General features: G+C 76.3%; 11 protein-coding genes, 1 rRNA gene and 5 pseudogenes. 2 read left to right on the forward strand and 15 right to left on the reverse strand.

Annotation, left to right across the window (positions count from 1 at the left end; genetic code table 11):
• The first annotated feature begins 182 nt into the window (after positions 1–182).
• Together BJF88_RS09070 and BJF88_RS23395 are read left to right on the forward strand one after the other, a co-directional pair.
• Positions 183–893 (forward strand): heme A synthase, encoded by a 711-nt coding sequence (locus BJF88_RS09070; RefSeq protein ID WP_369824538.1) that lies wholly within the window; start codon positions 183–185, stop codon positions 891–893.
• Positions 890–1,183 carry a hypothetical protein gene (locus BJF88_RS23395; protein ID WP_369824539.1) on the forward strand — a complete coding sequence of 98 codons (294 nt, stop codon included), beginning with the start codon at positions 890–892 and terminating at the stop codon, positions 1,181–1,183. Before BJF88_RS09070 ends, BJF88_RS23395 begins: the two co-directional genes overlap by 4 nt.
• 48 nt (positions 1,184–1,231) lie before the next feature.
• Here BJF88_RS23395 and BJF88_RS09075 read toward each other — a convergent pair whose 3' ends face one another.
• From BJF88_RS09075 to rrf, 15 genes and pseudogenes are all read right to left on the reverse strand, one after another.
• Complete coding sequence (locus tag BJF88_RS09075; RefSeq protein WP_075828550.1) at positions 1,232–1,873, reverse strand: NUDIX hydrolase; 642 nt, start codon at positions 1,871–1,873, stop codon at positions 1,232–1,234.
• A complete protein-coding gene (locus BJF88_RS21890) occupies positions 1,874–3,547 on the reverse strand; it encodes a CTP synthase (RefSeq protein ID WP_255371910.1) in 1,674 nt (557 codons plus the stop codon).
• 423 nt (positions 3,548–3,970) lie between these two features.
• Positions 3,971–5,266: pseudogene (gene murJ / locus BJF88_RS21895) on the reverse strand (murein biosynthesis integral membrane protein MurJ); the annotation flags it as partial.
• Between the two features lie 56 nt (positions 5,267–5,322).
• Entirely contained in the window at positions 5,323–6,162 is an 840-nt protein-coding gene (locus tag BJF88_RS09090; protein ID WP_075828551.1) for a hypothetical protein, read from the reverse strand.
• Between the two features lie 229 nt (positions 6,163–6,391).
• Positions 6,392–7,222, reverse strand: a pseudogene (locus tag BJF88_RS23400) (copper transporter); the annotation flags it as partial.
• Between the two features lie 142 nt (positions 7,223–7,364).
• Entirely contained in the window at positions 7,365–8,549 is a 1,185-nt protein-coding gene (gene steA, locus BJF88_RS09100) for a putative cytokinetic ring protein SteA (protein WP_075828552.1), read from the reverse strand.
• A gap of 6 nt (positions 8,550–8,555) precedes the next feature.
• Entirely contained in the window at positions 8,556–8,690 is a 135-nt protein-coding gene (locus tag BJF88_RS23405; protein WP_369824540.1) for a hypothetical protein, read from the reverse strand.
• 1,504 nt (positions 8,691–10,194) lie between these two features.
• Positions 10,195–10,293, reverse strand: a pseudogene (locus BJF88_RS23410) (hypothetical protein); the annotation flags it as partial.
• A gap of 2 nt (positions 10,294–10,295) precedes the next feature.
• Positions 10,296–11,239, reverse strand: a pseudogene (locus tag BJF88_RS09110) (NAD kinase).
• Positions 11,236–11,706 carry an SAM-dependent methyltransferase gene (locus BJF88_RS23415; RefSeq protein ID WP_369824541.1) on the reverse strand — a complete coding sequence of 157 codons (471 nt, stop codon included), beginning with the start codon at positions 11,704–11,706 and terminating at the stop codon, positions 11,236–11,238. The pseudogene BJF88_RS09110 and the gene BJF88_RS23415 overlap by 4 nt, the downstream one beginning before the upstream one ends.
• On the reverse strand, positions 11,625–12,194 hold the full coding sequence (locus BJF88_RS23420) for an SAM-dependent methyltransferase (RefSeq protein ID WP_075828554.1): 570 nt from the start codon (positions 12,192–12,194) through the stop codon (positions 11,625–11,627). Before BJF88_RS23420 ends, BJF88_RS23415 begins: the two co-directional genes overlap by 82 nt.
• A 2-nt stretch (positions 12,195–12,196) precedes the next feature.
• A complete protein-coding gene (locus tag BJF88_RS09125) occupies positions 12,197–12,412 on the reverse strand; it encodes a hypothetical protein (RefSeq protein WP_139315983.1) in 216 nt (71 codons plus the stop codon).
• A 221-nt stretch (positions 12,413–12,633) separates the two neighbouring features.
• Positions 12,634–13,655 (reverse strand): annotated as a pseudogene (locus BJF88_RS09130) (HAD-IIA family hydrolase).
• Positions 13,652–14,464: a hypothetical protein gene (locus BJF88_RS09135; protein WP_075828556.1), complete on the reverse strand. Its 813-nt coding sequence runs from the start codon at positions 14,462–14,464 to the stop codon at positions 13,652–13,654. The pseudogene BJF88_RS09130 and the gene BJF88_RS09135 overlap by 4 nt, the downstream one beginning before the upstream one ends.
• Positions 14,465–15,086: 622 nt before the next feature.
• Positions 15,087–15,189 (reverse strand): 5S ribosomal RNA (gene rrf / locus BJF88_RS09145); the annotation flags it as partial.

The raw sequence follows: 15,189 nt of genomic DNA on the forward strand, positions 1-15,189 counted from the left end.
TCGTGCTCGCGCGGGTAGGGCGTCCCCGCGCCGGGACGGGTGCGTTCGTCGTCCATCCGTCGAACGCTACCGGCCGCCCGCACGCTCGCTCGCGGTCCGGACCTCGGCCGGCGTCGCGCACGTCACGCCCGCGGTGCACCGGAGCGGACCGGTGGCGCGACGGGGACGGATACCGTAGTGGGGTGACGAGCACGAGCCCGACGATCCCTCCCGGCGGCGCGGACCGGACCGGTGACGCCACCGCCCCCGGCGGTCCCCCGCCGCGACCGAACCGCCTCGCGGCGGGGCGGCGCTGGACGCGTCCGGTGCTCGTCGCGAACCTCGTCGCGCAGATCGGCATCATCGTCACCGGCGGCGCCGTCCGCCTCACGGGCTCGGGCCTCGGCTGCTCGACGTGGCCGCAGTGCCACCCCGGCCAGTTCACGGCCGAGTTCCACCCGGCGACGACGTACCACGAGTTCGTCGAGTTCGGGAACCGGACGCTCACCGGCATCCTCGGTGTCGTGGCGCTCCTGACGCTCGTGCTCGTGTGGACCGACCGCTCGCGCGTCCTGTCCTACCGCCTCCTCGGCGTGGTCCCGCTCCTCGGTGTCGCGGCGCAGGCGGTCATCGGCGGCGTCATCGTCCTCCTGCACCTCCACCCGGGCTGGGTCTCGCTCCACTTCCTCGTGTCGGCGTCGCTGGTCGCCGTGTCGCTCCTGCTGCTGCACCGCGCGGGCGAGGGCGACGGAGCGCCCGTGCCGACCGTGGACGGCTCGACGCGGGCGACGGCGTGGGTGCTCGCCGCCCTCACCGCGGTCGTCGTGACGCTCGGCGTCGTCACCACCGGCGCGGCCCGCACAGCGGCGACGACGAGGTCGGCTACCGCCTCGCCGTCGACCCGGCGCTCATGAGCAAGCTCCACGCCTGGGCCGTGTGGGTCTTCGTCGCCGCGCTCGTCACGTACCTCGTGCGCGTGCGGCGCGCGCCGGCCGTCGTGCGCCGTGCCGCGTGGCTGCTCCTCGCGATCACGCTCGCCCAGGGCGCGATCGGCTACGTGCAGTACTTCACGGGACTGCCCGCGCTGCTCGTCGGGCTGCACATGCTCGGCTCGGCCCTGCTCGTGGCCGGCACGACACGCGTCGTCCTCACCACGCGCACGCGCGCGGGCCTGCCCGCGAGGACCACGACGCCCGCCGCCTGACGCCCTCCTGGCACCGGGCCGGCGCCCGGCCGGCGGGCCCTGCCGCGATCAGCCGCCGCGGCGCTCGGGCCAGGGCGTGCCGGCCGGCCGCAGCGACGCCCATCCGCCGGCGCGCGACGTCGCGGCGGCGAGGATGCCCACGACGGCCGACGGGTTGTGGACCCGGCCCGCGAGGACCGCGGCGACGGCGTCGTCCAGCGCCACCCAGCGGACCTCCATGTCGGCCTCCTCGGCCTCCCGCACGTGCCGTTCGTCGTCGGGCACGGGCGACAGGTCGCGCGCCAGGTAGACGCGCAGCGCCTCGTTCGAGCCGCCCGGCGACGTGTAGTAGTCGACGAGGACGTCCCAGCGCGCCGCGCGCAGGTCGGCCTCCTCGGCCAGCTCGCGCGCCGCCGCGTCGCGCGCGTCCTCGCCCTCGACGTCGAGCAGGCCGGCGGGCGGCTCCCACAGCTCGCGGCGCACGGGGTGGCGGTACTGGCGCAGGAGCAGGACGCGTTCGTCGTCGTCCAGCGCGATCACGGCGACGGCACCGGGGTGGTCGAGGTACTCCCGCGTCACGCGCCCGCCCTCGCCGAGGTCGACCTTGTCGGCGCGGAGGTCGAAGACGCGGCCCTCGTGCACGAGCCCCGTGGACAGCACCGGCCGAGGAGCCGGCACGTCCGCGACCACGGGCGCCGTCGCGGCGCCCACTCAGGCCGCCTGGATCTCGAGCGCCGCCGCCACGAGGCCGGCGAAGAGCGGGTGCGCGCGCGTGGGACGGGACTTGAACTCGGGGTGCGCCTGCGTGCTCACGTAGTACGGGTGCACGTCCGCGGGCAGCTCGACGAACTCCACGAGCGCGGTGTCGGGGGACGTGCCCGAGACGACGAGGCCGGAGGCCTCCAGCTGCTCCCGGAAGAGGTTGTTCACCTCGTAGCGGTGACGGTGGCGCTCGGTGACGTGCTCGGACCCGTACGTCTTCGCGACGACCGACCCGGGGACGAGCGCGGCCGGGTAGGACCCGAGGCGCATCGTGCCGCCGAGGTCGCCCTCGCCGCCGACGATCTCGAGCTGCTCCTCCATCGTCGCGATGACCGGGTTCTGCGTGTCCGGGTGGAACTCCGTGGACGAGGCGTCCTCGATCCCGAGCACGTTGCGCGCGTACTCGATGACCATGGACTGCAGCCCGAGGCAGATGCCGAGCGTCGGGACCCGCTTCTCGCGCGCCCAGCGCAGCGCGCCGAGCTTGCCCTCGATGCCGCGGACCCCGAACCCGCCGGGCACGAGCACGGCGTCGACGCCGCCGAGCGCGTCCTCGGCGCCCTCGGGCGTCTGGCAGTCGTCGGACGTGACCCAGCGGATCGACACCTTCGCGTCGTTGGCGAAGCCGCCGGCCCGCAGGGCCTCCGTGACCGACAGGTAGGCGTCCGGCAGGTCGATGTACTTGCCGACGAGCGCGACCTCGACCTGGTGGGCGGGCTCGTGCACGCGCTCCAAGAGCTGGCTCCAGCCGTCCCACTCGACGTCGTGGAACGGCAGTCCCAGGCGGCGCACGACGTAGGCGTCGAGGCCCTCCGAGTGCAGCACGCGCGGGATGTCGTAGATGCTCGGCGCGTCCACCGCGTTGACGACGGCCTCGTTGTCGACGTCGCACATGAGCGCGATCTTGCGCTTCACGGGCTCGGGCACGACGCGGTCCGCGCGCAGCACGATCGCGTCCGGCTGGATGCCGATCGAGCGCAGGGCGGCCACCGAGTGCTGCGTCGGCTTCGTCTTCAGCTCTCCGGACGGGCCGATGTAGGGCACGAGCGAGACGTGGAGGAAGAACACGTCGTCGCGGCCGAGCTCGTGGCGCACCTGGCGCGCGGCCTCGAGGAACGGCTGGGACTCGATGTCGCCCACCGTGCCGCCGACCTCGGTGATGATGACGTCGACGTCCTCGCCGGCCTGGGCGCGCATGCGCGTCTTGATCTCGTCGGTGATGTGCGGGATCACCTGGACGGTGTCGCCGAGGTACTCCCCGCGGCGCTCGCGCGCGATGACCTGCGAGTAGACCTGGCCGGTCGTGACGTTCGCGGACGCCTCGAGGTCCACGTCGAGGAAGCGCTCGTAGTGGCCGATGTCGAGGTCGGTCTCGGCACCGTCCTCGGTGACGAAGACCTCGCCGTGCTGGAACGGGTTCATCGTCCCGGGGTCGACGTTGAGGTACGGGTCGAGCTTCTGCATCGTGACGCGCAGGCCGCGCGAGCGGAGCAGACGACCGAGGCTCGAGGCGGTCAGGCCCTTGCCGAGCGAGGACGCGACGCCGCCGGTGACGAAGACGTGCGCGGTGCGGTGCTCGGAACGAGCGCCGGAGGCGTTGAGGCGGGAGGAGGGCCGGTTCAGGAGGTCTGCCACGGAACTCCATCCTAACAGCGGGCACGGCCGAGGCACCCGGGCTCGCGGGGTGGGCCGCCTCAACGCCCCGCGCGTCTCCCTCGGCGCCGGCGTCAGGCGTGCGGTGGGTCGGGGGCGCCGCCGGCGCCGTCGCCGCCCGGCCGCCGCCGCCGCAGGCGCCCGGCCGCGCCGGACGACGCCGAGGAGCGCGGTGCGGTCTCCCAGGAGCGTGGTGGCGACGACCACCACGCCCGCGACCACGGCGCCCAGCATGCCGACGCCGACGGCCACCGGCACGCCCGCGTCGTCGGGCAGGAGCGCGCGCGTGAGCACGGCGCCGAGCGCCGCGCCCGCCGTCGTCCCGAGCCCGACGACGAGCAGGGTCCGTGGGACCTCCCGGGTCGCGTCGGACCCCCCGAGCCGGTGCACGCCGACGAGCAGGGCCGCGCCGGCGACCGTCATGCCCAGGGTCGTCGCGAGCCCGAGCATCGACAGCACGCCCGCCTGGTCCCGCACGCCGGTGACCGCCGGCAGCGCGAAGGCCGCGGCGGCCACGACGCCCCAGCCCGCGACGGTCGCCACGACCGCGGCCCGCTGGCGGTCGATCGTGTAGAGCGCGCGCGACAGGTGCAGGACCAGCGCGTAGCCGACGATCCCCGGCGCCATCCATGCGATCCCGGCGCCCAGTCCCTCGACGGACGAGCGCGCGACGACCGCGAACACCACCTCCACGGCCTCCGACGCCGCGACGAGCGCGGCGACGCCGAGCCCCGAGACGACCAGCAGGGCGCGCGTCGTCGCCGCGAGCAGGCTGCGGAACGTGTCGAGCCTGGCGTGCGCGACGTGCTCGGCGAGGCGCGGGAACGCGCTCGTCGCGAGCGGGAACGCGAGCACGGCGTACGGGAGCAGGTACACCTGCTGCACGAACGTGTACGTGGGGAACGTCGCCTGCGGCCCGAACTGCAGCGACGCCCCCATCGCGGCGAGCACCGAGACCTGCTGCGCCACGAGCGCCCCGATCCCGGCGAGCGCGAGGTTGCGCGCGCGCACGCCCTCGCCGTGCGGGAAGCGCAGGCGCGGACGCAGCCGGGTCCCGGTGCGCAGGACCGGGCCGACGAGCGGGAGCGCGAGGACCGCGACCCCGGCGGTGGTCCCCCAGCCGAGCCACGCGATCGCCCGGCCGGACAGCTCGGCGACATCGGCCTGTTTGCCGTCCGCGAGGCCGACGAACACGAGGTAGACCGCGATGACGGCGAGGCTCGACAGCAGCGGCGAGAGCGCCTGCCAGAAGAAGCGCTTGTGCGCCTGCAGGATGCCGCCGAGCACGACCGCGACGCCGTAGAGCGGGACCTGGAGCGCGAAGACGCGGACGAACGTGGCCGTGACGTCGACGAGCTCGGGGTACCGCACCATGAGCACCGACGCGATCGGCCCCGCGAGGAGGGCGAGCAGCGCGCCGAGCGGGACGAGCACGAGCAGCGTCCACCCGAGGATCGCGGAGGCGACGCGCGAGACGTCCTCGCGCGCGCGGCGCGCGATCGGCCCGGCCAGGAGCGGCACGACGGCACCTGCGAGCGCACCGCCGGCGGCGACCTCGAAGAGCACGTTCGGCAGGATGTTCGCCGAGGTGTACGCGGTGCCGACGCCCACGGTGCCGAGGGTCGAGGAGAGCACGAGCGAGCGCGCGAAGCCGACGAGCCGGCTCGCGACGGTCACGACCGTGATCATCACCGCCGCACCGGCGAGCGTCTGGGTCGCCGCGCGCAGGCGACCGGCGCGCGCGGTCACGCGGGGCGCCGCCCCCACGCGTCGACGCGCCGCAGCACGTCATTGCCCTCGATGACGCGCGAGAAGCTCACCTTCTCGCTCGCGAGGGTGAGCCCGACCACGCCGGCGAGCGCCAGCCAGCGCACCGGACGCGGCGCGGCGAGGGCGACCTGGCTGCCGAGCACGGCGCCCAGGGCGTTCGCCCCGCAGTCGCCGAGCATGTCGCGCTCGCCGAGGTCGCCCGGCGCCGCCGCCGCGGCCGCGCCGAGCACGCTGCCCGTCGTCGGCGCCGCCGAGGACGCGAGGAACGGCGCGGAGACCGCCGCAGCCGACTTCAGTGCGCGCCCGGGGCGCAGGTCCAGCAGGTTGAGCAGGTTCGCGGTCCCGGCGACCAGCGCACCGTCGACCGCGACGTCCATCAGGTGGACCGCGAGGGACGCGCGGCGGGGGCGGGCGAGCGCGGCCGCGACGAGCGACGTCGCGCCGATGCCCAGCACCTTCAACCCGCCCGTGGTGAGCTCGCCGCGCGCGAGCGCGCCCAGGTGACCCCGGAGGCCCTTGGTGCGCGTCGTGGTGTCCTCCGCGAGGTCGTCGACGAGCCCGAACGCCCCGCCGCCGGCGGCGGCGAGCGCCGTCGCCGTCCGCGCGCGGCGTCCGCCGCCGCCCGCGAGCGCCCCCGCGACGAGCCCGGCGGCCACGGCCGGTCCCTCGAGCAGGCTGATCGGCTCCCCGCGGTGGTTCGTCCTCGTCCACCGCGCCGCGCCGCCCGGCGGCCGGCCGCCGAGCCCGCGCCGCACCGCCACGGTGGCCGCGGCGGAGACCGTCGCCGCGAGGACGGTCGTCCCTGCCCGCCCCACGGTCAGCCCTCGCCCTCGGCGTCGCCGCTCGCGCCGGTGTCGGCGACGCCCTCGGCGTCGCCGACACCGGCCGGCGTGCGGTCCACCGGGGGCAGCTCGACGGCGGGGGGCAGCACGGCCGTCGCGCTCTCCTCGAACCCGTAGTGGCCGACCTGGTCGGCGACGCGCGCGGCGAGGCCCAGGGGGACGTTGATCTGCCCCGCTCGTCCTCGATCCCGCTCACCGTCGAGACGGTCGACGCGAGCTCGTCCGAGCCGCGGATCGTCGACACGAGGTCGCCGGGGACCGTGGTGGGACCGGCGACCAGCGCGGCCTGGGCGACGTCCTGCGCGGCGACGGCGAGGTTCGCCTCGATGTCGACGACGTACGTGGAGGGCGCCTCGCCCTCCGCCGTCCCGCCGTCCTCCTGCGGTGCCTGCTCCGGTCCGGGACCGGCCAGGAGCAGCACGACGTCGGCCGGGGCGACCTGCTCCTGCACGAGCTCGACCAGGGCGAAGCGCTCGAGCTGCGTCTCCAGCTCGACCGCCTCGGGGCTCCGCGTCTGCGGGTCCTCGGCCGACGCTCCGGTGAGGGACAGCGCGAGCGCCCGGGCGAGGCGCTGGTCCGCCGACGCGTCCTCCGGCACGTCGCCGACCTTGTCCCCGAGACCGTCCGCGATGGTGGTGCGCGCGCTCTCGTCGCCCTCGCTCGTCCAGGAGTCGGTGAGCCGGACGTGCGCGACGACGCTCGCGCCCGCCGCGTCGAGCTGGGCGACGACCTCCTCGTCGCGCTCCCCCGCGGCGTCGTCGAGGTCCACGACGGCCACGCGCCGCTCGGGCAGCGAGTCCGCGACGAGCTGCGGCCCGGCCGCGTCGATGTACCGCGTCGCCTCCTCGACGGTCACGTTCGCCCGGTCCAGCTCGTCGCGCAGCTCGTTGCGCTCCGTGCGCAGCTGCTCCACCTGGCCGGTGAGCTGCTCGCCGATCGCGCCCTGGAGCGGTCCCGCGCCGAGGATGATCCCGACGGCCAGCGCGAGGAAGACCGAGATCAACGAGACGATGTGGTACCTGAAGTCGATCACTGTGCGGCGGTGTCCTTCGGTGTGTGCTGCTGACGGGTGTGCGGACGTGGCGACGGTCGTCGCGACAGGGGCGGCGGGCGTTCGCGTGCCGGGGGCCGGCGTCGCCGTCGGCGGGCGCCCACGGGGCCGGCCGACGGCGCGCTCAGCCGCCCGAGAAGAGGGCGCCGACCCAGGAGGTGAAGTCGTCCACCCGCGCCCCGACGAGGCCGAAGAACGTCTGACCCGCGGACGTCGACCACAGGGCCATCACGACGGCGAAGAGCCCGGCGAGCGACAGCAGCGCGAGCTGCAGGTTGGAGATCCGTTGCCGGTACAGGCGCGAGACGCCCTTCGCGTCGACGAGCTTGCCGCCGACCCGCAGCCGCGTGAGGAACGTGCTCGCCATGCCGGCCCGGCCCTTGTCGAGGAACTCGACGAGCGTCGCGTGCGTGCCCACCGCCACGATCACCTCCGCGCCCTTGTCGTCCGCGAGGAGCATGGCGATGTCCTCGCTCGTGCCCGTCGCCGGGAACACCACCGGGTCCACCCCGAGCTCACGCACCCGCTCCAGCCCCGGCGCCTTGCCGTCGCGGTACGCGTGCACGACGATCTCCGCGCCGCTGCTCAGCGCCCGGTCCGACACGGAGTCCATGTCGCCGACGATCATGTCGGGCTTCCAGCCGGCGTCGATGATGGCGTCCGCGCCGCCGTCGACGCCGATGAGCACCGGGCGGTACTCCGTGATGTACGGGCGCAGCGTCGCGAGGTCCTCGCGGTAGTGGTAGCCCCGCACGACGATGAGCACCTGCTTGCCCTCGATGGGCGTGCTGATGTCCGGGACGCCGACACCGTCGAGCAGCAGGTCGCGCTCGCGCCGCAGGTAGTCCATCGTGTTCTCGGCGAAGGACTCGATCTCGACCGACAGGTTGGCGCGCGCCTCCTCGAGGCTGCGCGCGACGGTCGCCGGGGTCTGCACGACGCCCTCCGCGACGACGTCGTCGCCGAGGAGCACCGCCCCGCCCTCCAGGCGCAGCACGCTGCCGTCCGGGACCGCCATGATCCCCGGGCCGAGGTCGTCGACGAGCACGATGCCGGCCTCGACGAGGATCTCCGGGCCCAGGTTCGGGTAGCGGCCCGAGACCGACCGTGCGGCGTTGAGCACGGCGGCCGGCCGGGCGGCGACGAGCGCGTCGGCGGCCACGCGGTCGATGTCGACGTGGTCGATGACCGCGACGTCCCCCGGCTGGAGGCGCTTGGTCAGCGCCTTGGTGCGCGTGTCGACCTTCACCGGCCCGAGCGTGTCGGGGCCGGGCGGGGGCGGCGTGCTCTTGCGCAGGGTGAGTCTCATCGTCGCCTATCGTCCCACGACCGAGGACTCGAGAAGCTCGTGCGCGTGCGTCAGGGCCGCCTCCGAGTCCTCCTGGCCGGAGAGCATGCGCGCGAGCTCGCGCACCCGGTCCTCGCCGGCGACCTCCTGCACCCCGGTCACGGTGATCCCGCCCTCGCCGTCCTGCGCCGCGCCGGACGACTTGGTGACGACGAGCTGCGCGTCGGCGAACGCGGCGACCTGGGCGAGGTGGGTGACGACGACGACCTGCGCGCTGCGCGCGAGGGAGGCCAGCCGGCGGCCGACCTCGACGGCCGCGCGGCCACCGACGCCGGCGTCGACCTCGTCGAAGAGAACGTCGGCAGCGGGGGGCCGTCGACGTCCGTGGCCACCGCCGCGGTCGCCAGCGCGACCTCGATCGCGAGCATGACGCGGGAGAGCTCGCCGCCCGAGGCCCCCTTGCCGAGCGGCCGCGGCGGCGCCCCGGCGTGGGCCGCGAGGAGAACGTCACGACGTCCGCGCCCCACGGGCCGGGCTCGTCGGCGGGTGCGACGTCGACGACGAGGCTCGCGCCGCTCATCGCGAGCCCGCGCAGCTCGTCGGTCACCGCGCCCGCGAGCCGCGCGGCCGCCTCCTCGCGCGAGGCGGTGATCTGGCCCGCCGCCTGCCCGAGCTCGTCGTCGAGCGCGTCGCGCCGCTCGGTCGTCCCGCGCAGGCGCTCCCCGCCGTCGTCGAGGTCGAGCAGGCGCAGGCCCGCGTCGCTCGCCCAGGCGAGGACGTCGTCGATCGTCTCCCCGTAGCTGCGCGTGAGGGTGCCGAGCTCGGCGAGCCGCGCGTGCGCGGTCTCCAGGCCTGCCGGGTCTGCCGCGAGGTCCTCGACGTACCCGGAGATCTCCGTGGCGACGTCGGCGAGCACGTAGCCGACCTCCGCGAGACGTTCGGCGAAGCGCCCGAGCGCGGGGTCGGTGGGGGCGGCCGACTCGAGCGCGCGCCGTGCCCGGTCGACCGCGACCACGGCCGTCTCCTGCGGCTCGGCCGCGTCGTCGCCCGCGACCGCGTCGTGCGCGAGCTGTGCCGCCACGCGCAGCTCCTCGACGTTCCCGAGCCGCGCCACGAGCGCCGTCAGCTCGGCGTCCTCACCCGGCTGCGGGTCGACGCGCTCGACCTCCGCGAGGCCGAGCCGCAGCAGCTCCGCCTCGCGCGCCCGCTCCCCCGCGCGGGCCGTGAGGTCGTCGATCTCCGCCTGCAGCGCCGTGCGCTCCGCCCACGCCGCGCGGTAGCGCTCGAGCAGCGCGCGGTGAGCGGGACCGGCGAAGGCGTCGAGCGCCGCGCGCTGGTGGCTGGGGGTGCGCAGCCGGAGCTGGTCGGACTGCCCGTGCACGGTGACGAGGTCGTCCGCGAGGTCGGCGAGCACGCCCTGCGGGACGCTGCGGCCCCCGAGGTGCGCCCGGGAACGCCCCTCGGCGGCCACGGTGCGCAGGACCAGCACGGTGCCGTCGTCGTCGACCTCCCCGCCCGCGTCGTCGACGCGCCGGAGCACCGCCGGCCGGTCGGCGACGCGGACGCGCCCCTCCACGACCGCGGACACCGCCCCCGGGCGCACGGTCGCCGGGTCGGCCTTGCCGCCCATGAGCAGGCCGAGCCCGGTGAGCACCATCGTCTTGCCGGCACCCGTCTCGCCGGTGATGACCGTCAGCCCGGGGCCGAGCGGCACCCGTGCGGACCGGATCACCCCGAGGTTCTCGATCGCGATCTCCTCGAGCACCTCTACTCCTCCTCTCGGGTCGTGGCGCGCGAGCGCTCGGCCGCGCGGCCGGAGACGTCCGCCGCGCGCTCGCGCCAGCCCACGACGGGCAACGAGAACTTCGACACCAGGCGGTCCGTGAAGGGCGCCGTGCTGAGCCGCGCCAGGCGCAACGGCGTGTCGCTGCGCCGCACCTCCACCCGCGAGCCGTTGGGCAGGTCGATCCGGCGGCGCCCGTCGCACGTCAGCACGCCGGACGACGCCGAGCGCGGCAGGACGTCCACGGTCACCGTGGAGCGCGGCCCGACGACGAGCGGGCGGGCGAACAGCGCGTGCGCGGCGAGCGGGACGACGAGGACCGCGTCGACCTCCGGCCACATGACCGGCCCCCCGGCCGAGAACGCGTGCGCGGTGGACCCCGTCGCCGTCGCGGTCACCACGCCGTCGCACCCGAACGACGACACGGGCCGTCCGTCCACACCGACGACCACCTCGATCATCCGCTCGCGCTGGGCCTTCTCGACGGTCGCCTCGTTGAGCGCCCAGCCGCGGACCGGTTCCCCGCCGTCCGGCAGGTGCACGCGCACGTCGACCACGGTGCGCTCCTCGACCGTGTAGTCGCGTGCCGCGAGCCGCGCCACCGCGGCGTGCAGGTCCTCCCGCTCGCTCTCGGCGAGGAAACCCACGTGGCCCAGGTTGACCCCCAGCAGCGGGACGTCGGTCCCGTGGGTGAGCTCGGCGGCGCGCAGGATCGTGCCGTCGCCGCCCAGCACGACGACGACCTCCGACTCGGCGACGCCTCGCGCGCCCGCGCCCGTGCCATGTGGTCGCCGAAGCTCTCGGCGAGGTCGTCGTCGTGGAGGGTGACGGTGAAGCCGGCGCGCTCGAGCTCGCGCACCGCCTCACGCAGCGCGACGACGGCCTCGGGACGGCCCCCGTGGGTGACGATCAGCGCGCGGCGGGTCACGACGCCGCCCCTGTCGTCGCGGCGTTCGCGGGCGCCGACCCCGCGCGCGGCGCGGCGGCTCCGCGGCGAACGCCGTCCTCGACCCGCACGACCGGCGGCGCCGCCTGTCCGGCGCCGGGCTCCCAGGCCACGGCGAGGCCGGCCGCGGCGTCGAGCGCCGCCCGGTCGACGCCGGACGTCTCGCCCGCGCGCAACCACCAGAAGTACTCGCGGTTCCCGCTCGGCCCCGGCAGCGGGCTGGGCACGACCGCCACGGGGCGCAGCCCCGCGCGCACCGCGTCCGCCCCGACGCGCGCGACCACCTCGGCGTGCAGCGCGGGGTCGCGGACGACGCCGCCGCTCCCGAGCCGTTCGCGCCCGACCTCGAACTGCGGCTTGACGAGCATTAGCAGGTCCGTGCCCGGCCGGACGACGGCGGCGACCGGGGGCAGCACGAGCGCGAGCGAGATGAACGACAGGTCGGCCACGACCACGTCGGGCGGGGGGCCGAGGTGCTCCGGGGCCAGCGCGCGCACGTTGACGCCTCGTGCACCTGCACGCGCGGGTCGGTGCGCAGCTCGGGCACGAGCTGGTCGTGCCCGACGTCGACGGCGACGACCTCACGGGCGCCTGCGCGCAGCAGTACGTCCGTGAACCCGCCGGTCGAGGCACCGAGATCGAGGCACCGGGCATCGTCGACGACCGGCCCGCGGTCCCCGTCGGCCGGCAGCGCCGCCAGGGCCTCCAGCACGCCCGCGAGCTTGCCGCCGGCGCGCGACGCGTACCCCGGGTCGGCCGGGTCGGCCGTGACCTCGAGCACGCTCGACGGCGCGACGACCGCCGACACCTTCGTCGCCCGCGCACCGTCGCACGTCACTCGCCCGGAGGAGACGAGCTCGGCCGCCCGGCGCCGCGAACGGGCGAGCCCTCGACGGACGAGCTCGCTGTCCAGGCGCGCACCGGCGCGCTCGGCCATCCTCAGTCCTCCGTGCTCGCCAGGTCGGCGACGAGCGCGGCGTGCACGGCCTCGAGGACCTCGACGTGCGTCGCCGTCGGCATCGCCTCGAGCCCGTCCAGCCGCCCCAGCGCGTCGTCGAGCGTCGTGCGCGGACGCGGCGGGCCCGGCAGGGGGACCGCACCGCCGCGGGGCTCGTCGACCGACGGCGCCCCGAGGAGGCCGTGCTCGTCCGCCATGTGTGCCTGCCTTCCGGATCGTTCGTCGGACGCGCCGGGCTCCGCGGCCGCGCGGTGCTCGCGCGCCGCCGGGCGGTCCGGGCCCACCGTACCCGTAGCGTCCCACGCGACACGCCGGGACGGCACGACGGACGACCGTCGTCCACAGGCCCGCCCGCCGCCACCACTCCCCCGGGCGGCACCAGCGAGCGCGCCCGGACGCGCCGTCCGGCGCGGGCGCCTCAGTGCCCGCCGACCGGCAGCGCGGGGACGCCGTCGTCGGCGAGGGGCCGCCCGTCGTCGGCCGCCGACCACGCCGCGGCCGCAGCCGCGCGCACCGTGTCGACCGTCGCGACGCCGCGCACGTCGAGCCGCAGCCTCCCGTCCTCGACGCGGGCCGCGCTCTCGCCGCACGCCCACCATCCGTCCGGACCCGGCGTGGGGGCGGGGTGCGGCTCGTGCAGGGACCGGAGGTCCTCGCCGATGTAGTCGGGCCGCAGACCCGGCTCGGCCAGCACGGCGTCGCGGGCCGTGCTCACGCCCGTCAGCACGTGCAGCCCGGGATAGCCGCCCGCGCGGGCGCCGCGAGGTCGGTGTCGAGCCGGTCGCCGATCACGAGGGGCGCCGTGGCGCCCGCCCGCTCGACGGCGAGCCGGTACATGGCCGGCGTCGGCTTCCCCGCGCTGTCGGGTGTGACGCCTGTCGCGGCCTGCACGGCCCCGACGAGCGCGCCGTTGCCCGGCGCGAAGCCGCGTTCCGTGGGCAGCGACATGTCGAGGTTGCTCGCGACGTGCCAGGCCCCCCGGCGGACGGCGTACGCCGCCTCGGCGAGCTGCTCCCAGCCCAGCTGGGGCGCGAAGCCCTGGGCGACGGCGACCGGCTCCGCGTCCGCCGTCCGGACGACCTCGAAGCCGGCCTCGCGCACGGCGGTGACCAGACCCGCGCCGCCGACGACGAGGACGCGCGCGCCGGGCTCCAGCCGCGTCCGCAGCAGCGCGGCGGCCGCCTGGGCCGCGGTCATGACCTCCTCCGCCGTCGCCGGGATGCTCAGCCCGGTGAGCTGCTGCGCCACCGAGCCGGGCTCGCGGGACGCGTTGTTGGTGACGAACACGAGGCGCATGCCCGCGGTGCGCGCACCGGTCAGGCTCTCCGCCGCGTGCGGGATCGGGTCGTGCCCGCGGTACGCGACGCCGTCCAGGTCGACGAGGGCCAGGTCGTAGCGCTGAGCGAGCGGCTCGGCGCTCGCGAGGAGCCCGGCGCTCACCGGTCCGCTCCTGCGTCGCGCGCCTCGTCACGACCGTCGCTTGCGGGCGCGCCCTCGGCGTCGGGCTCGTCGGTCGGTGCGTGCTCGGGCGCCGGATCGCCGGAGGAGACGTCGCCGGTGGGAGCGTCGTCGACGTCGTCGACACCCTCCGCGAGGTCGTCGGCGCCCTCCGCGAGGTCGTAGACGACGACGTCCTCGTCGTCCTCACCGAGGGCCGAGCCGAGCGCGGACGCGTCGACACGGGCCAGGAGCTCGGCGGCCTCGTCCGTCCGGCCGAGCAGCTCGAGCACCGCCGCCCTGGCCTGGAGCACACGCAGCCCGAGCTCTCCACGCGTCCCGGCCGCCGGAACGTGGCCGAGCGCGGCCAGCGCGGCGTCGAGCTCGCCGAGGTCGACGCGCGCACCACTGACGACGATCGCGAGCTCGGTGCGGGCGACGTCGTCGAGGGTGCGGGCCTCGTCGGACGCCGCGAGGGCGAGCGCGCGCTCCGGACGCCCGAGCCCGCGTTCGCAGTCCGCCATGATCGCGAGGTGCTCCGACGAGCCGTTCAGCCTGCGCACCGTCCGCAGCTCGCGCAGCGCCTCGGCGTAGCGGCCCGTGCGGTAGGCGGTCAGACCGGCCGCCTCACGGACGACGTCGACGCGCCCCGCGCGCCGGACCGCCGCCTGGGCGTGCTCGTAGGCCAGCTCGGGCTCGGTGTCGATGAGGCGACCTGCCATGACGAGGTGCTTGCCCACGACCTCGGCCGTCTCCTTGCTCAGCGTACGCAGACGCCCGCGAGCGGCCCGGTCGAGCTGGGAGAACGTCACGTCCTCGGCGACCTCGGGACCGGCCCGGTGACGCGGCTCGGGGCGCCGGTCGCGCTGCTCCGTCCGGTCGCGGCCCGCGCGCGGCGCGTGACCGCGACGCTCGGCCCGGGCCGCGCCGGCCTGGTCCTGCCGACGGCGGTCTGCGGCGCCGGAGTCGGGTCGCCCCGGCCCGCCACGACGGTCGCGTCCCGGGATCCACGATCGGCGCTCGTGCGCGCGCCCCCACCGCGCCCGGACGCACCACGGCGGTCCTCGCCCCACGAGCGCGAGCCCGAGCGGTCGCGCCCGGAGCCGTCGCGCTCGGGGCGTGCGCCCGCCGGTGCAGCGCCACGGCGGGAGGGGCCGTCGCGCCGTTCGCGCGCGGACCCGCGGTCCGCGCCGCGCCGGCGGTCGGCGCTGCCGCGCTCCGGGCGCTCCTCGCGGGACGACGCCGGCTCCTGCCGGTCGCGCTCGGGGTCGTGGTGCGTGTCGTTCACAGATTCCCTCTTCCGTGCCAGATGCGCTGGCCATCTTTCCATGCCGCGCTCGCCCGCCCGTGCGGGGCGCCGCGTCCCGCCGCGGCGGCTGTGACGGGTAAACGCCGAAGGCCCACCCCGTGGGGGTGGGCCTTCGGTGAAGGGTTGTCCGGCGGCGTCCTACTCTCCCACCCCGTCTCCAGGGCAGTACCATCGGCGCTGAAGGCTTAGCTTCCGGGTTCGGTATGGGACCGGGCGTTTCCCCTTCGC

It is taken from the genome of Cellulosimicrobium sp. CUA-896 (assembly GCF_001942335.1).
Lineage (GTDB): Bacteria > Actinomycetota > Actinomycetes > Actinomycetales > Cellulomonadaceae > Cellulosimicrobium.